Raw genomic sequence first — 17,677 nt, 5'->3', positions numbered from 1 at the left:
GTCAGGCTGCGCTGCGGTTGAAGCGGGACGCCCGCACCATCAGGACACCGGTGACGACGAGCGCGACACCTGCGGCGACGATGGCGAAGACAGGGCTTCCGGTGACTGGCAGCGACGCGGCGGTGGATCCGCCGGCCACGACGACACCGGTGACTTTCGGACCTGACATGACAGCTTCCCCTCGGCTATCTCTCCTGCGGTGCCAGGCGGCTCCGTGTTGGCAACCGTTGTGCACCTTGTCCTGAGAAGCTTGGGGGCGCCGAGCGGCAATCACAATGGGTGAGCATGGTCGGATACGCCTGCGCGGACCAAGTCCGCCCAACGACCTGACAGAGCGTTTACCCAGGCAAAACTCGACCGCTACGCAGAGTGGTCGGACCGTGTGCGGTAGCTCTCAGTGAAGGAGTCCGGGTGTTGCCAGTCGGTTGCGAACTCCGCCCAGAGCGACAGGGCGACGCTGGCGCTCTCGGGCCGGTCGGCCGGCCGCTTGGCCATGCACTGGCGGCACAGCTCCGCTACGGAGCGTGGCAGGCCGGGTGCGAGCAGGACCGGGGTGGCGACCGGCTGCAGCAACCTGGCGCCCGGTGCGTGCGGCGAGCGGCCGGTCAGCATCTGGTACAGCAGGACGCCCAGCGCGTAGACGTCCCACGCCGGCGCGTGCTCGACGCGTGAGGCCGCGGGGTGCGCGAACGGCACCGCCAGCCCGAAGTCGATGATCTTGACCCCGGCGGTGGTCAGCATGACGTTGTCGGCGGTCAGGTCGCGGTGCGCGATGCCGCGGCGGTGCGCGACGGCGAGGAGCTCGGCGACCGACGCGGCGATCTCGACCGCGTGCTGCCACGGCAGCGGCCCCTCGGCCAGGCGTTTCGTCAGCGGTACGCCGTTGAGCAGCTCCATCGCGACGCAGGGCACCTTCGCCCGGCCGGTGTCGAGCTCGCCGTACCCGAAGATCTTCGGCACCGTGGGGTGCCGCATCCGCTGCATGAGCAGCGGCTCCCGGCGGGCCGAGTGCACGGCCCGGCCGTTGTTGGCGAACGCCGGCGCGAGGACCTTCACGGCGGCGGGGCGCAGCTGCTCCAGGTCGACGGCCTCGTAGACGAGCGACATGCCGCCGCGGGCGATCGGGCGGACCAGCAGGAAGCGCTCCAGCACCCTGCGCCCAAGCTCGATCTCCGACACAGTCGCCGACTATTCCCTAAAAGCTGCCGATCGCGGAAGTCCCAGCGAGGTTTGCCACAGCCCGTGTCGAACCGATAAGTCCGGATATGTCAGGCGTACCAAAGGAACCGCACAGCCGATCGAAACCCATAGTTGACATCCGGGTAACCGTGGCTGACGCTGGCCGCAGGAATCGCTCCCACAGGAGACGGGATGACTGACGAGCCATCGCCGCCAACCGTCACCGAGGTCGCCGCCGCCGCGGGGGTCTCCGCGGCAACCGTGTCCCGCGTCCTCACCGGCCGGGTCAGGGTCAGCACCTCGGCCCGGGTGTCGGTGCACGACGCCATCGCCCAGCTCGGCTACGTCCGCCACCGCGGGCCACGCCGGCCCGACCGGCTGCCGCAGCGGCTCCCCGTCGCCGCGCTCGTCTTCGAGCCCACGGCCCGGCTGTTCCACGACACCTTCTCCGCCCGGCTGCTGGCCGGCGCCGAGGAGGAGCTGACCCGCCACGGCATCCCGATGCTGACGATGTCCGCGACCCGGGGCACGATCGCGTCGGCGACCCAGTTCCTGACGACCGGCGGCGTCGGCGGCGTGCTGCTGCTCGGCGGGCACAGCAGCCACCCCCTCGCGGTCTCCCTCGCCGCCTCCCGGGTGCCGCTGCGGGCCACCGGCCGCCCCGCCGACGGCCTCGACATCCCCTTCGTCGACGTCGACAACCGCGACGGCGCCCGGCAGGCCGTCGAGCACCTCATCCTGCGCCACCGCCGCGCCATCGCCGCGATCGCCGGGCCGCCCGACTCGCCCGCCGCCGTGGACCGCCTCGACGGCTATCGCCGCGCGATGGAGGCGGCCGGTAGGGTGCCCCACGTGGCGTACGGCGACTTCACCACCGCATCCGGCGGCCACGCCGCCGCCTGGCTGCTGGACCGCATGCCGCGCCTCGACGCGCTCTTCGTCGCCTCCGACGCGATGGCCGCCGGCGCGCTGCAGGCCCTGCGCAAGGCCGGCCGCCGGGTCCCCGAGGACGTCGCCGTCGTCGGCTTCGACGACGCGCCCCTCGCCTCCTACACCACGCCGCCGCTCACGACCGTGCGCCAGCCGGTCTCCGAGCTCGGCGCGGTCGCCGTCTCGCTGCTCCTCAACGGCCCCGAAAGCTCGCAGGACTGCCCGGTGCTGCCGACCGAGCTCATCGTCCGGGCGTCAAGCTAGGGACGTGATGCACGACGGTCAGCTCCGGGCGGGCGATGTCCTGGCCCGCCGGTACATCCTGAAACGACCCGTGGGCGCAGGCGGCATGTCCGTCGTCTGGCGCGCCTGGGACAGCACCCTGGAGCGCACCGTCGCGGTCAAGGTCCTCGACGGTCCCGTCGGCACCGACATCGGCCAGCGCGACCGGATCCGGCGCGAGGCCCGCGCCGCCGCGCGGATCGAGCACCCCAACGCGATCGGCGTCTACGACTACGGCGAGACCGTCACCACGCACGGCCGGATCGCCGCGTACGTCGTCATGCAGCTCCTCGACGGCACCTCCCTCGCCGGCCGGCTCGCCGATGGCCCGCTGCCGTGGACGGACGCGGTCGCGGTCGCCGCCACCGTCGCCGACGTGCTGCACGCCGCCCACCGCCGCGGCGTCGTGCACCGCGACGTCACCCCCGAGAACGTCATGCTCACCACCGACGGCGTCAAGCTGCTCGACTTCGGCATCGCCGCCGACGTCGGCCAGCGCGACACGCTGACCTTCGGCACCCCGCCCTACGTCGCGCCGGAGCGGCTGGTCGGCGCGCCCGCCAGCGGCTCCACCGACGTCTACGCCCTCGGCGTCCTGCTGTTCGAGATGCTGACCGGCCATCCGCCTGTGCAGGCCGCCACGTGGGAGGAGCTCGAGCGCGCCGTCGCGGCCGGCCACCGACCGGCGCTCAACGTGCACGGCCTGCCACCCGCGGTCGCCGCCGTCTGCCTGCGCTGCCTCGCCACCGACCCCACCGAGCGGCCCACCGCCGCAGAGGTCGCCGCGACCCTGGAGTCGTCGTCCCAGCGGCGCGGACGCCGGTGGGTGCCGATCCTCGCCGTGGCGTTGGCGGCGTCGGTACTGGCGGGCGTCGCCTACGCGTGGCGCAGCCGCGACGACGGGCAGAACGCCGCGCCGGGCCCGACGGTCAGCATCTTCGTCTCCATCCCGCCGCCCGTCACGGTCCAGCCCACGCCGACGGCGACCCGCACCGCCTCGCAGGCGTCCCCGCAGGGCCGCCCGTCGTCCGGGGCGCCCGCGGCGTCGTCGCCGCCCTCGCCCGCCCCGTCCCGGCTCACCCCGCAGCAGGCCGGCCAGGTCGTCCTCGACGTCGTGGACCGCCGCTCCGCGACCGGGGAGATCCGCTCCGACGTGGTGGACGACATCCGCAACCAGGTCAACAACATCGTGGGCAACCCGACCGGCGCCGCGTCCCGCATCGCCCGGCTGCGCAACCAGCTGGTGGACCGCCGGCGCGAGGGCTCCATCACCACCGCCGCCGCGTACCAGGAGCTCGACGCCGCCGTGGGCGTGCTCGCCGCGTCGCTGACCTGACCGGCCGGGCGGCCGTGCCGCTCGTCCCCGTCGGCTGGGCGGGCAGCGCGCCGGCGACCGTCGTGGGGTGTGCCCGCCGCGTCGAGCGGTCGTGCCCGCCGCGTCGAGCGGTCGTGCTTGCGCCGCGTCGGGGTGGTCGTGCTTGCCGCGGCGGGACGGTCGTGTTCGTCGGGGCGGTCCTCAGCTGGGTGTGACGACGCGGTGCCGGACCGCCCACATCGCCGCCTCGGTGCGGGACGCGGCGCCCGTCTTGCGCAGCAGGTTGGACACGTGCACCGTCACGGTCCGGACCGAGATGCCCAGCGAGCTCGCCACCTGCTGGTTGGACATGCCGGCGGCGAGGCAGCCGAGCACCTCGATCTCCCGCGCGGTCAAGTCACCGCCGGCCCGCAGGCTGTGCAGCAGCGTCTCCGCCTCGGTGAGCCGCCAGCCGGGCCAGTGCGCGAGCAGCGCCACCGCCCGCTCCGCGTGCTGCCGCGCGTCGCCCGCCCGGCCGAGCCGCAGCAGCGCGTGCGCGACGGCCGTGTGGACGGCGGCGTCGTACGGCGCGGCCTCCACCACCTCGACCTCCGCGCCACCACCGCGTCGCGCACCGGCCACGCCGCCGTGCGCGGCCGCCCCGCCGCCGTCGCGCGGCGCGCCCGGGTCGCCGTGGCTCAAGACGGCCCGGACGTTCGCGGTGGCCGCGCCGCCGGGGTGCGGGACGGTCGTGGCGCCGGGGTGCGCGGCCGCCGGGTCGCCGCGGCGCGTGGTGGCCGGGTCGCTGTGGCGCATGGCGGCCCGGGCGCTCGGGGTGGTCGCGTCACCGGGCCGCAAGGCGATCGCCGTGCCGGACTGCGGGGTGGTCACCGTGCCGAGGTGCGGGGCGGTCGCCGTGGCGGCCTGCGGGGCGGGCGGGCCGCCACGGTCGGGGGCGGCGGCGCCGTGGTGCAGGGCGGCCGGCAGGAGGTCGACCGCGGCGGCGTCCCGGCCCGCCGCGACGGCCAGGAGCAGCCGGAGCTGCGGCGCCGCGCCGGCCGCGTCGCCGACGAGGTCCTCGACCGTCGCCGCCGGGACCCCGCCGTGCAGGGCCCACCGGGCCGCCTCGACCAGCCGCGCGGGCCGGCAACGGCCGACGCACTCGGCGAGCGCCAGGGCAGGGTCGGCCGGATGGACCCCGCGGGCCGCGACGGCCACCCGCAGCACCCTGACCAGGCCCACGTCGCGCCCCTCCCCGTCGGCGCGGGCCAGGAGGCGCACCGCGAGCGCGTCGTCGCCGCGCTCGACCGCGAGGAGCCCCGCCGTCGCCACGAACCTGACCCGCTCCAGCGGATCCGTCTCGATCGGCAGCCGCGACCAGGTGAGCGCCTCGGCGCGGGCGAGGTCCCCGGTCCGCAGCGCGTGCGCGATGCCGAGCGCGGTCGTGCGCCCCGCGCAGAACTCCAGCCCCGCCCGGCCGATCGCGGCCATCGCCTCGTCGAACAGCCGCCGCCCCGTCACGTCGCCGAGCCCCGGCAGGCTGACCGCAACGAGGTTGTTGATCGCCCGGCCGACGGTCACCGGGTCCCGGTCGTGCTCGGCGATCTGCCGGCACGCGTGCAGCAGCGCCACGCCCCGGTCCCGCCCGCCGCCCAAGGCCAGCGCCGTCCCCAGCGTCACCCCGGCCGAGGCGATGCTCTCCCCGCTGCGCTCCGCGGCCACCATCGCCGCCTCGGCGAGGGGCACGACCGCATCCGGCTCGCCGGTCCGCAGCGCGCTCGCCGCCTCGGCCGCCAGCTGCCGTGCCCACGCCTGCCCGGTCCAGCCCGCCCCTGCGGCGCCCGCTGCTCCTGTACCCCCTGCCGCTCCCGTACCCCGTGCCGCCTCCCGGCCGCCGCCCTGTCCGGCCGCACCCGGGTCCGCCACGTCCCGCGCCGCCAGGCTCTCCCCGGCCGCGCCCCGCTCGCCCCAGGCACGTCCGGCCGCACCCTGGTCCGGCCCGCCCAGCGCCGTGCCCTGGTCGCGCCGGGCAGGTCCGGCGCCATCCAGGTCCGCCGCGCCCCGCCCCGCCCCACGCCCCGCGGCCCGGTCGCCGCCGATGCGCTCGGCCGGACGCCCGCCGGCCGCGGTCCGGTCCGGTGAGGTCGCGGCGGCGAGGGCAGCGCGGGCGTCGGCGAGCGAGGCGACGTGGCCGGCGCGGTCGGCGAGGCACCAGCGGATCTCCGCGAGGAGCCGGTGGGCGTCGGAGACCTCCGCGGGGTCCGACGCCCGGCGCAGCAGCTCCGTGGCGTGCCGCTCGGCGACCGTGAACCGGCCCGCCACGAACGCGGCGAGCGCGCCCGCCCGCAGCAGCTCCCGCCGGTCCGCCGCCGACGCGTCGCCCGCGTCCGGGGCGCGCAGGCCGAGGTGGACCAGGTCCAGGGCGGCGTCCGGCAGGCCGGCGGCCAGGCTGGCGTGCGCTCCCCGTACGGCAGCGGCAGACGCCTCATCGAGACGGCCCAGCGCCGCCGAATGCCTGGCCAGGGCGGCGTCGTCGCCGAGCTCGACGGCGAGAGCGCGGGCCAGGCCGTGCACCCGGGCCCGCTCGCTCGGCAACGCGCTGCCGGCGAGGGCGTCCCGCAGCAACGGGTGCCGGAAGCGCAGCGGCCCGGCCGGGGCCAGGTCGGGGGCGATGACCAGCATCCCGAGGTCTAGCAGCCTGCGCAGGGCGGGCTCGATCTCGCCCTCGCAGACGTGCACGAGGACGTCGGTCTCGACCGGGTCGCCGAGCAGCGCCGCGGCGCGGGCCACCCGCCCGACCAGCGCCGGCTCGCCCGCCAGGGGCTCGACCAGCAGGCCGGCGACGTGCGCCGGCAGCGCCGCCCCGGCCAGGTCGCCGCGGATGGTGGCGGCGCCGGCCAGGTCAGTGCGGGCGGTGACGAGCTCCGTCAGCCAGAACGGGTTGCCGCCGGTGCGGGTCAGCATCGCCCGGACCGTCTCCGGCGGCGGCGCGCCACCGCGGTGCGCCTCGATCAGCTCGGCGGTCTCGCGCGCGTCGAACGGCGCCAGGTGCACCCTGACCACCGACGGCGCGCCGCTGAGCCGGCGCAGCGTGCGGGCGGCGGCCGGCGCGAACGCGGCCTCCTGCGGCGGGCGGCTCGTCACCAGCAGCAGCACGGGCAGCGCGGCGGCCGCGGCGAGCTCGCCGACGAGCGTGAGGCTGGCCGGGTCGAGGTCGTGCAGGTCCTCGACGACGAGGACGCCGCAGCGCCCGTCGAGCAGCCGGCGGACCACGTCGACGGCGGCCCGCAGCATCGCGGCGGGCGCCAGCCGGGTGCCGCCGCCGGGGGCGGGGGAGCGCTGCGCGAGCTCGGCCGGCACGCCGCCGTCGAGGGGGTGGCCACTGAGGACGGACGCCAGCCAGTCGTGCGGTGCCGCGCCGAGGGTACGGGCGGCGCCGGCCAGCACGACCGGTGGCGGCGGGTCGAGCCGGTCGAGCGCCTCGGCGACGAGCCTGCTCTTGCCGCTGCCCGCCTCACCCGTGACCAGCACGACCCGGGGCGCGGCCGGCGTCGGGGGCGCCGCCCGACCCGCGGCGGACAGGGCCTTCCAGGCCTTCCAGGCACCCGTGATCTCGGCGAGCTCCTCGGCTCGTCCGATGAACGGGGTGGCGGGCATGCGGCCACGATACGCACAAGTGCGTACAGACGCTGTGTGTGTCGATCGGGGACGCTGACGGGCATGGAAGAGTCGCAGCCGCGCCCCCTGACGCTGGAATGGGCCGCCCGGACCGAGGTCGGGATGGTCCGCAGCACCAACCAGGACTCGATGTTCGCCGGTGGCAGGCTCCTCGCCGTCGCCGACGGCATGGGCGGGATGGCCGCCGGCGACGTCGCCAGCCGGCTGGCGATCGAGGCGATGACGCCGCTCGACGAGGAGTTCGCCGGCAGCGACCTGCTGACCGCCCTGCGCACCGCCGTCTCCGACGCCAACCGGCGCATCCGCGACGAGGTCGAGGCGGACCCGGAGAAGCAGGGGATGGGCACGACCCTGACCGCGATCCTGTTCTCCGGCGACCGGGTCGGGCTCGTCCACATCGGCGACTCCCGCGCCTACCTGCTGCGCGGCGACGACTTCACGCAGGTGACCCGCGACGACACCTACGTGCAGATGCTCGTCGACGAGGGCCGCATCACGCTCGACGAGGCCGCGACCCACCCGCAGCGGTCCCTGGTCAGCCGGGTCCTGCAGGGGCAGCCGACCGACCCGGTCTACTCGGTGGTCCCGGCGCGGGCCGGCGACCGGTACCTGCTGTGCAGCGACGGCCTGTCGGGCGTGCTGCGGGCGGAGACGATCGAGGAGGTCCTGCGCGAGTACGACGACGCCGGCGAGTGCGCCGACCGGCTCGTCGACCTCGCGATGCGCGGCGGCGGGCCGGACAACATCACCGCGGTCGTCGGCGACATCGTGGGCGACGACGTGCCCGAGCGGAAGGGCCTGCGGCACCGGCTGCGGACGTGGCTCGGCCGCGACGAGGTCAACGGCGCGCGGCTGCCGGCCTGACCGCCGCCGGGATCCGGACGTCGTCCGGGGTCCACGCGGCGACCCGCTGGGCGGCGGCCACGGTCACGCGGTCCGGGTCAGCCGGAACAGGGCCCGCACCATCGCGCCGGTGAGCCTGCCGCTCGCTCCGGCAGCGCCGGGCCCGGCTCGCCGCCGTCCAGGAAATTGTCACAACCCGGCGATAACCTCGGGCGGCTCGGATCGTTGACCGGTTTGAGCACGAATCCCCCAGTGCCCGTCCCCTCGCGAAAGCGACACGACCGTGGTCAGCAACCCGTGCATGTTCTGGCTCGTCCTGGTCACCGCGGGCGCCGCGTTCAGCGCGGCGGCCTCCGCCGGTCCGGTGCTGTCCTTCGGCGCCGTGGCCGCCGGTGTCATCGCGGGCTCGCTCGTCCACGCCGTGTCGCTGATCCGCCTCGCGCTGCGCATCCACCACGGCCGCAGCGACTTCGGCCCGTGCCGCGGCGCCGGGTTCCTCGGCATGGGCGCCCTGTTCACGGGCGTCGGCGTGGCCGTCACCGGGTTCGTCGCGCTGACCACGTCCACCGCCGCGCCCGGCGTCGCCGCCGCCGTCACCACGCTCGTCGCCGCGCCCACGTTCCTGCTCGGCCTGCTCCTGCTGCCCGGCACGGCCCCCACGGTCCGCGCCCGGCTGCGCCGCCTCCTCGACGGCGCCGGCATCGGCGTCACGCTGTGCTACAGCGTCTGGGTCCTCGCCGCCGCCACCTCCGTCCTCACCGGGCCGCTGCCCGGCGCGGTCACCTGCTGCGTGGCGGTCACCTGCTGCGTCTCGGTCGCCGTCGCCGTCGTCACCGGGCTGCGTGCCGTCCGGCACCGCCCCGCCGCCCTCGCCTGCGCCGGTGGGTCCGCGCTGTCGATCGTCGGGCTCGGCGTCTTCACCGTCCTGCTCTTCGAGCTGCGCCGCCCCGGCGAGCCGCTCGCCCCCGGCGCCGGCTGGGTCTCCGCGGGTCTCGCCGTCGCCGGGCTCGCGCTCGTCGCCGGCCCGTTCCTGATCCTCACCGGCGCCCGCCGCGCCGACGACACGCCGACCCGACCGCACGCCGCCGACGCCGGCGGCACCCTTGCCGGCTATCCGCTGCTCGTCGGCCCGGTCCTGCTCGCCGTCGCGGTGTCCGTGACGCACCTGCTCACCGGCGGCCGGTTCGACGCCGTGGCGGTCGGTCTCGGCGTCGCCGCGGCGATGGCCGTCGCGGGCCGGGAGGGCCTGGCGGCCCGCGACATCCGGCGGTATGCGCGGACCCTCGCCACCCGGGAGGCGCACTTCCGGGCGCTCGTCGCCGGCTCCACCGACGTCGCCATCGTGCTGGACGCCGAGCTCGTCGTGCGATGGCAGTCACCGGCCGCGGCCCGCCAGTTCGGCCTCTCCGACCAGGACGTCCTCGGCCGCCCGCTCACCGACCTGCTGCACCCCGCCGACGCGGCCCCGGCCGGCGACGCGCTGCGGGCCGTCCTCGCCGGCCGCCAGCACGTGCTGCTGCAGGCCCGGCTGCGCGACGGGTTCGGCCACTGGCGCGACACCGAGTCGACCTTCAGCGACCAGCGCGCCGCCCCCGAGGTCGGCGGCGTCGTCGTCCACGTCCGTGACGTCGGCGACCGCGCCCAGCTGCAGCGCAGCCTCGACGTGATCACCTGGACCGACGACCAGACGAGCCTCGCCAACCGGCGCAAGTTCCTCGCCGCCGTCGCCGAGACCCACCGGGGCTCGACGGCCGAGGCGGGCTGTGTGCTCGTCGCCGAGCTCGACCGCTTCGAGAGCGTCGCCGACCTGCACGGCCCGACCGTGGCCGACGCGGTGCTCATCGAGGCCGCCCGCCGGCTGCGCGCCGCCATCGGCCCCGAGGACCTGCCCGCCCGGCTCGGCGGCGCCGCCTTCGCCGTGCTCACCGGCGCGCCGCTCGTGCACGCGTTCGCGCTCGCCACGCGCGTCGCCACCGCCTTCGCCGAGCCGTTCCACCTGCCCGGCCACACCGTCCACCTCACCGCCGACGTCGGCGTGGCCGACCTGCACGGCGCGGCCGGTGCCGAGGATGTCCTGCGCCGCGCCGACATCGCCCGCCGCCGGGCCCGGCAGACGTCCCGCGGCCGCGACGGCGGCCGGGTCGAGTGCTACGACAGGTCCTTCGAGGCCGCCCTCGTCCGCCGCACCGACCTGGAGCAGCAGCTGCCCGGCGTCGTCGGCCGCGGCGAGCTCGACCTCGTCTTCCAGCCCGTCGTCGACCTCGGCTCCCGCCTCCCCGTCGGCACCGAGGCGCTGCTGCGCTGGCGGCACCCCCGGCTCGGCGCCGTCCCGCCGCACGAGTTCCTGCCCGTCGCCGAGGAGCTCGGCCTCGCCGACGAGCTGGGCGAGTGGGCCCTGCACCAGGCGTGCCGCCAGCTGTCCCGCTGGCGCGCCGACGGCCGCGACCTGTGGATGTCCGTCAACGCCTCGGCCCGCCAGCTCGCCGCACCCGGCTGGCTCGCCACCGTCGCCACCGCCGTCGACACCCACTGCGTCCCCGCCGAGTCCCTGATCATCGAGGTCGCCGAGGCATCCCTGCCCGACGACGCCGGCGCCGTCGAGCAGCTCGCCGGCCTGCGCGCCCTCGGCGTCCGCACCGCGATCGACCACTTCGGCACCGGCCCGACCGCCCTCGCCCACCTGCGCCGCCTCCCCGTCGACGTCCTGAAGATCGACCAGGTGCTGTTCAGCGAGCCCGCCGGGCAGCGCGCCCCGGCCACCCCGATCGTCGACGTCGTCGTCGGACTCGCCCGGCGGCTGGGGATCGACGTGGTCGCGTGCGGCCTGGAGACCGAGTCCCACGTGGACGTCGTCCGGGCCGCGGGCTGCCGCCTGGGCCAGGGCTACCTGCTCAGCCGCCCCGACCACGCCGAGCACGTCGAGGCCTACCTGGAGCGCCACCGCGCGCCGCTCTTCTGATCGGAGGGGCACACAGCGCGGCGCCGCTCCCTTGACGTGATCGCCCATGGCCATGGAATTCGAGTACGCGGTGCCCCAGCCGCCGCGCAGGAACACCACCCTGCGCACCGTGCTGATCGTCCTCGGCGTGCTCGCCGTGCTGTGCTGCGGCGGTGCCGGTGCCGGCGCCTACCTCCTGTTCCATCACCATGGACTTGGTGTTCGCCGAGGGCCCCGCCAAGCGGGTCGTCTTCACGCTGGTCGAGGAGGGCGACGCCTGGAAGGTCTGCGGCGTGCCCTCCTGAACGGCGGGGTTCAGTAGTCGGCGGGGCGTGGGTGCGGCGGGGTGTGCAGGGTCAGGATCAGGTCGAGGACCAGCGCGGTCCACCCGGTCTGGTGCGCCGCCCCGAGCCCCGCCCCCGTGTCGCCGTGGAAGTACTCGTAGTACAGCAGCAGGTCGTGCCAGGCGGGGTCGTTCTGGAACAGCGGGACGTCGCCGAAGACGGGGCGCCGGCCGGTGTCGTCGTCGCGGAAGAGGTTGACCAGGCGCCGCGACAGGTCGTCGGCGACCGCGGCGAGGGTGGCCATCTTGCCGCTGCCCGCCGGGTACTCCACCTGCAGGTCGTCGCCGAAGAACTCGGAGAAGCGGCGGACGGCCTCGATCAGGATGTAGTTGACCGGGAACCAGATCGGCCCGCGCCAGTTGGAGTTGCCGCCGAAGAGGCCGCTGGTCGACTCGGCGGGCTCGTAGCCGACGGTGTAGTCGGCCTCGCCGATGTGCACGGTGAAGGGCTCGTCCTTGTGGGCGCGTGACAGCGTCCGCAGCCCGTACGGGGAGAGGAACTCCTCCTCGTCGAGCATGCGCTGCAGGATGCGGATCAGCTGGTCGGGCCCGACCATCGACAGCAGGCGCAGCTGCTGCCCGCCGCGGCTCTTCTTCGCGCCGACGACGTCGCCGTACTCGGGCTTGTTGGTGAGGAACCAGCGCAGGCGGGCCGCGACGTCGGGCAGGCGGCGCAGCGTGGAGGAGCTGATGATGGTGGTGGCCGTGAGCGGGAGCAGGCCGACGACGGAGCGGACCTTCAACGGGATGCGCTGCCCGTCGGCGGTGCGCAGCACGTCGTAGAAGAAGGCCTCCTCCTCGTCCCAGAGGCCGAACTCGTAGGCGGCGTCGGCGATGTACGCGAAGTGTTCGAGGAACTTGGCGGCGATGTCCTCGTAGACCCGGTCGTGCACCGCGAGGGCCAGCGACATGTCGAGCATGTTCAGCGCGTACATCGCCATCCACGCCGTGCCGTCGGACTGCTCCAGGCGGCCGCCGACGGGCAGGGCCGCGGACCGGTCGAAGGGGCCGACGTTGTCCAGGCCGAGGAAGCCGCCCTCGAAGACGTTGTTGCCCTCGGCGTCCTTGCGGTTGACCCACCAGGTGAAGTTGAGCAGCAGCTTGTGCAGGACGCGGGCGAGGAAGTCGAAGTCCCTGGAGCCGTCGATCGCGAAGACGCGCAGCGCCGCCCACGCGTGCACGGGCGGGTTCACGTCGCCGAACGCCCACTCGTACGCCGGGATCTGCCCGTTGGGGTGCATGTACCACTCCCGCAGGAGCAGCAAGAGCTGGTCCTTGGCGAAGCCGGGGTCGACCCGGGCGATCGCCACGCAGTGGAACGCGAGGTCCCAGGCGGCGTACCACGGGTACTCCCACGGGTCCGGCATCGACAGCACGTCGCAGCTGTTCATGTGCCACCAGTGGCTGTTGCGGCCGTGGCGGCGGCTGTCCGGCGGCGGCTCGGAGACGGGGTCGCCCTCCAGCCAGCGCGCGACGTCGAAGTGGAAGAACTGCTTGCCCCACATCAGGCCGGCGACGCCCTGCCGGACGATCATCGCCTCCTCCGGGGTGGCGGTCGGCGGCACGAGGTCGGCGAAGTAGGCGTCGGCCTCGGCGAGCCGCCGGGACATGGTCATGTCGAAGTCGGTGCGCAGGTCGGCGGGGGCTAGGTCCTTCGCGCCGGGCGCGTTGAGGTTGAGCCGCAGCCGGATCTCGTGGGTGCCGCCCGCGGGCACGGAGATCAGGTAGTGCAGGGCCGCCTTGGTGCCGACGAGGTCAGGGTTGACCGTGTCCTTGCCGTGCAGGATGTGGTCGTTGATGCCGTCCTTCGGGTACTCGCGGCCCGGTTTGCCCCAGATGCGGTCGCCGTTGGTCTCGTTGTTGCAGAACAGCGGGCGGGGTGCGCCGTCGCCGGTCAGCGCGAGGCGGCCCAGCAGCCGGTGCTCGGCGAGCAGGCCGTTGTCCTTGACGCGGATCTCCGGCTCGTAGTCGCGGCCGGGCAGCCCCCACGCCCACGTGTTGCGGAACCACAGGGTCGGCAGCAGGTGCAGGGTCGCCGGCTCGGGCCCCATGTTCCTGGCCGTGATCCGGATGCACATGTCGGTCGGGCCGGCCTTGGCGTAGTCGACCTCGACGGCCCAGTACCGGTCCTCGTCGAAGACGCCGGTGTCGACCAGCTCGTACTCGGGCTCGTCGCGCCCCCGGCGGCAGTTCTCGGCGACCAGGTCGTCGTACGGGAACGTGCGCTGCGGGTAGTGGTAGCGCCACTTCATCCACGAGTGGGTGGGCGTGGAGTCCAGGTACCACCAGTAGTCCTTGACGTCCTCGCCGTGGTTGCCGAGGTCCCCGCCGAGACCGAACATCCGCTCCTTGAGGATCGGGTCCTTGCCGTTCCACAGGGCGAGGGCGAAGCAGAACGTCTGGCGGTCGTCGCAGATGCCCGCCATCCCGTCCTCGTTCCACCGGTACGCGCGGGAGCGGGCCTGGTCGTGCGGGAAGTAGTCCCAGGCCGTGCCGTGCGGGCTGTAGTCCTCCCGGACCGTGCCCCAGGCGCGCTCGGACAGGTAGGGCCCCCAGCCCCGCCATGGGCGCTCACCGCTGTCGGCCTCAGCGAGGCGTCGGCGTTCGGCGTTCCCATCGTCCTCGATCACGAAGTCATTCTCCGTCGCAGATGTTTCGCTCAAGTTGAGCACGGTCTCATACAAGTTGGATGTCGCTTTTGTCGGCCCGTCCAATCTTGCCTTGATCAATAATCCTGTCGCGAGTCACTCGCGTCCTGCCACTCCTTGCCACCAAGATTGTGCCCATGGTGGTGTTCGGTGCGCAGGTATGCGGTGATTTGTCGGCTGGAGCGGAGCGTGAGTGGCTGGTTCCTGACGGTGCCGGCGGCTATGCGATGGGGACCGTGTCCGGGCTGCGAACCCGCAGGTACCACGGCCTTCTCGTGGTCGCGGAGCCCGGCCGGCCCGCCCGGCGGCACCTCGGCCTCGCCGCGCTCGACCCGGTCCTCACGATGCCGTCCGGCGCTACTGTGTCGCTCGCCACGCACGAGTGGGACGGCGGCGTCGTCAGCCCCGAGGGCCACACCCTCCTGGAGCGCTTCGAGCTCGTCGACGGCCTGCCGCGGTGGCGCTGGCGGATCGGGCCGGTCGTCCTGGAGCGCACGCTCGCCATGGTCCACGGCAGTCCGCACGTCGGCGTCGTGCACCGGCTGGTGAGCGCGCCCGGCCCGGTCACACTGACACTCAAGGCGCTCGTCACGTGGCGCGACGCCCATGGCGAGCGGGGTGCTTCCGGTCCGCCTCCGGTCGTCGCCTCCTCCAGCGACGGTGCCGTCGTCGAGCGCGCGTTCCGGCTGCACGGCCCTTCCTGGGAGCCGGGCGGCCAGTGGTACCGGGGTGCCTACGCCCGCGCGGAGGCCGCCCGCGGGCTCAACGCGACCGAGGACCTCTGGTTCGCCGGGCAGTTCCGCGCCGAGCTGCGCACCGGCGAGGCGCTCGAGGTCGAGGCGTGGGCCGGCGAGGACCAGGCCCGGGGCGCACAGCGGATCATCCACCGTGCGGAGGAGCGCAACCGGGCCCTGGTGCACGACGCTTCCGATGCGGTGGATGCCGCTCTGGTACTGGCGGCCGACGCCTTCGTCGTCGCCGGTGCGCAAGGCGCGCCGGACGTCGTCGCCGGGTACCCGTGGTTCGGCACCTGGGGCCGCGACACGATGACCAGCTACGAGGGGCTGTTCCTGGCGACCGGCTGGTGCGACGAGGGCCGCGAGCTGCTGCGCGCCTACGCCGCCACGCTGTCCGAGGGCATGCTCGCCAACACCGCCGACACCGGGCAGACGGAGTACAACACGGTCGACGGCACCCTGTGGTTCCTGCACGCCGTCGAGCGGCACGTCACCGCCGCCGACGACGAGGACCTGGCCCGGGAGATCCTGCCGGGCCTGGAGCAGGTGATCGCCGCGCACGTCGCCGGCACCCGCTACGGCATCCGGGTCGACCCGGCCGACGGCCTCGTCACGCAGGGCGCTCCCGGCGTCGCGCTGACCTGGATGGACGCCCGCGTCGACGGCGTCCCCGTCACGCCGCGGTCCGGCAAGCCGGTCGAGGTGAACGCGCTGTGGATCAACGGCCTCGCCGCCGTCGCCGGGCTCAAGGAGCGCCTCGGCGGCGACGCCACCGGGCTGCGCCGGCTCCGCGAACAGGCGGCGGCCAGCTTCGAGTCACGCTTCAGGATGTCGCGGCCCGCAAGCGACGTGCAGGATGCCGCGCCCCTGTACGACGTGGTCGACGGCCCCGGCGGCGACGACCCGTCGACCCGCCCCAACCAGCTCCTCGCCTGGAGCCTGCCGCACGCCCCGCTGCGCGGCACGCCCGTGCCGGCGCTGCTGTCCTCCCTGCTCACGCCGCTCGGACCGCGGTCCCTGGCGGCGGACGACCCGGCCTTCACCGGCGCGCACCGCGGGTCGCCCGCCGACCGGGACCGCGCCTACCACCAGGGGACCGTGTGGCCCTGGCTGATCGGCCCGTACGCCGACGCGGTGCGGCACGGCCCGCAGGGCGATCACCGGGAGCTGCTGGCCGGTATCGAGGCACATCTGTACGAGTGGGGTGTGGGTTCGGTCAGCGAGACGGCGGACGGACAGGCTCCGCACCGGGCGACAGGATGTCCGTTCCAGGCCTGGTCGGTCGCGGAGACGCTGCGCGTCCGACGGAATGTCGGTTGACCTTTACACCCTAGAAATGAGATTTGCCCCGCCGGTAACCCTCGCCCGGCAGGATGAGTCTCAAGCCCACCCACCGCCTCACACGCGAGTTTGATATGCGTGTGTCAGCGTTGGCGCGCGTGGGTAACAGGGCGGGCGTTTTGATCGACAACTCGAACTGTGGGGGCGGCCACGTGGACCAGACCATCGGCAAGGCGGCGACACCGATGAGAATTCTGATGCTCTCGTGGGAGTACCCACCCGTCGTCGTCGGCGGGCTGGGAAGGCACGTGCACGCCCTCGCCACCTCGCTGGTGACGGCGGGGCACGAGGTCACCGTCGTGACCCGGCACGCGCCCGGCGCTCCCCTGGAGGAGTACTCCGAGGGCGTCCGGATCGTCCGCGCGGCGGAGGACCCGCCGCTGTTCCCCCTGGCGACCTCCACGCTGCTGGCGTGGACGATGGCCTTCAACCACACCCTGACCCGGGCCGCCCTGCGTGCCGCGGCCACCGGGCAGTACGACCTGATCCACGCCCACGACTGGCTGGTCACGCACACCGCCGTGACCCTCAAGGAGTGCCTCGACCTGCCGCTGGTCGCGACCATCCACGCCACCGAGGCCGGCCGGCACCAGGGCTGGCTGCCCGACGAGATGAACAAGTGCATCCACTCCGTCGAGTGGTGGCTCGGGCACGAGGCCTGCCGCGTGGTGGTCTGCTCTGAATACATGCGCTGGGAGGTCACCCGGCTGCTGGACCTGGCGCCCGCCCGCGTCTCCGTCGTCGCCAACGGCGTCGACTCCAGCGTCTGGAAGGCGCCGTCCCGCGCCGTCAACGCCGCCCGCGCCCGCTTCGCCGGTGACGGCCCCCTCCTCGGCTACGCCGGCCGCCTGGTGTACGAGAAGGGTGTGCAGGACCTCATCGCCGCCCTGCCCGAGCTGCGCTCCCGGCACAACGGCCTGCGGGTCGTCATCGCCGGCGACGGCCCGCACCGGGCGGAGCTCCAGGAGGACGTGCGGCGGCTCCGGCTGCAACGCGCTGTCAGCTTCGCCGGCTTCATGGGGGAGGGCGAGCTGCCCGCGCTCATGGCCGCCACCGACGCGCTCGTCGTGCCGAGCATCTACGAGCCGTTCGGCATGGTGGCGCTCGAGGGTGCCTCCGCCGGCGCACCCCTCGCCGTCGCCGCGACCGGTGGCCTGGCCGAGATCGTCGAGCCCGGGGAGACCGGCGTGACCTTCCCGGCGAAGAGCCCGGACGCGCTCGCCGCGTCCGTCGGCACCCTGCTGGACGACGAGCCCTTCGCCCGCCGGGTCGCCCAGAAGGCCCGGACGATGGTCGGCCAGAAGTACGGCTGGTCCACGATCGCGGCCAACACCGCCGACGTGTACCGCACCGCCATCACGGAGGCGCCCGGCTTCGCCGCAAAGCAGGCCGCCGCGGTCCTCGAACACGGGCGGCCGCAGATCGTCGTGCCGGACGGCAACCTGTTGACGATCTGAGTCGCGT

9 protein-coding genes and 1 pseudogene are annotated in these 17,677 nt (G+C 74.7%); 6 read left to right on the top strand and 4 right to left on the bottom strand.

The window, feature by feature from the left end; all coding sequences use genetic code 11:
• Position 1 precedes the first annotated feature (1 nt).
• Complete coding sequence (locus ACFY3L_RS48790) at positions 2–169, bottom strand: LPXTG cell wall anchor domain-containing protein (protein ID WP_389340743.1); 168 nt, start codon at positions 167–169, stop codon at positions 2–4.
• 191 nt (positions 170–360) lie between these two features.
• On the bottom strand, positions 361–1,179 hold the full coding sequence (locus tag ACFY3L_RS48785) for a serine/threonine-protein kinase (protein ID WP_389340741.1): 819 nt from the start codon (positions 1,177–1,179) through the stop codon (positions 361–363).
• A 192-nt stretch (positions 1,180–1,371) separates the two neighbouring features.
• Here ACFY3L_RS48785 and ACFY3L_RS48780 point away from each other — a divergent pair, with 192 nt between their 5' ends.
• Positions 1,372–2,373, top strand: a complete 1,002-nt coding sequence (locus tag ACFY3L_RS48780) for a LacI family DNA-binding transcriptional regulator (RefSeq protein ID WP_389340739.1) — start codon at positions 1,372–1,374, stop codon at positions 2,371–2,373.
• Positions 2,374–2,380: 7 nt separating this feature from the next.
• A complete protein-coding gene (locus ACFY3L_RS48775) occupies positions 2,381–3,727 on the top strand; it encodes a serine/threonine-protein kinase (RefSeq protein WP_389340899.1) in 1,347 nt (448 codons plus the stop codon).
• 180 nt (positions 3,728–3,907) lie between these two features.
• Here ACFY3L_RS48775 and ACFY3L_RS48770 read toward each other — a convergent pair whose 3' ends face one another.
• The gene (locus tag ACFY3L_RS48770) at positions 3,908–7,342 is read right to left on the bottom strand and encodes a LuxR C-terminal-related transcriptional regulator (protein ID WP_389340737.1); all 3,435 of its coding nucleotides are present in this window, start codon (positions 7,340–7,342) and stop codon (positions 3,908–3,910) included.
• Between the two features lie 63 nt (positions 7,343–7,405).
• Here ACFY3L_RS48770 and ACFY3L_RS48765 point away from each other — a divergent pair.
• Positions 7,406–8,152 (top strand): annotated as a pseudogene (locus ACFY3L_RS48765) (PP2C family protein-serine/threonine phosphatase); the annotation flags it as partial.
• A 355-nt stretch (positions 8,153–8,507) separates the two neighbouring features.
• A complete protein-coding gene (locus ACFY3L_RS48760; protein WP_389340735.1) occupies positions 8,508–11,165 on the top strand; it encodes a putative bifunctional diguanylate cyclase/phosphodiesterase in 2,658 nt (885 codons plus the stop codon).
• Between the two features lie 294 nt (positions 11,166–11,459).
• On the opposite strand, the gene ACFY3L_RS48755 is transcribed toward ACFY3L_RS48760, so the two are convergent.
• Positions 11,460–14,117 (bottom strand): glucosidase, encoded by a 2,658-nt coding sequence (locus ACFY3L_RS48755; protein ID WP_389340734.1) that lies wholly within the window; start codon positions 14,115–14,117, stop codon positions 11,460–11,462.
• 155 nt (positions 14,118–14,272) lie between these two features.
• Here ACFY3L_RS48755 and ACFY3L_RS48750 point away from each other — a divergent pair, with 155 nt between their 5' ends.
• Positions 14,273–16,192 (top strand): amylo-alpha-1,6-glucosidase, encoded by a 1,920-nt coding sequence (locus ACFY3L_RS48750; RefSeq protein ID WP_389340732.1) that lies wholly within the window; start codon positions 14,273–14,275, stop codon positions 16,190–16,192.
• Positions 16,193–16,398: 206 nt separating this feature from the next.
• Positions 16,399–17,670 (top strand): glycosyltransferase family 4 protein, encoded by a 1,272-nt coding sequence (locus ACFY3L_RS48745; protein WP_389340896.1) that lies wholly within the window; start codon positions 16,399–16,401, stop codon positions 17,668–17,670.
• Positions 17,671–17,677 lie beyond the last annotated feature (7 nt).

Origin of the sequence: Dactylosporangium sp. NPDC000521, assembly GCF_042898305.1 — a bacterium.
Taxonomy (GTDB): Bacteria; Actinomycetota; Actinomycetes; order Mycobacteriales; family Micromonosporaceae; genus Dactylosporangium.
Note: the sequence above shows the minus strand (reverse complement) of the source record. Positions and strands in the feature narration are given on the sequence as shown.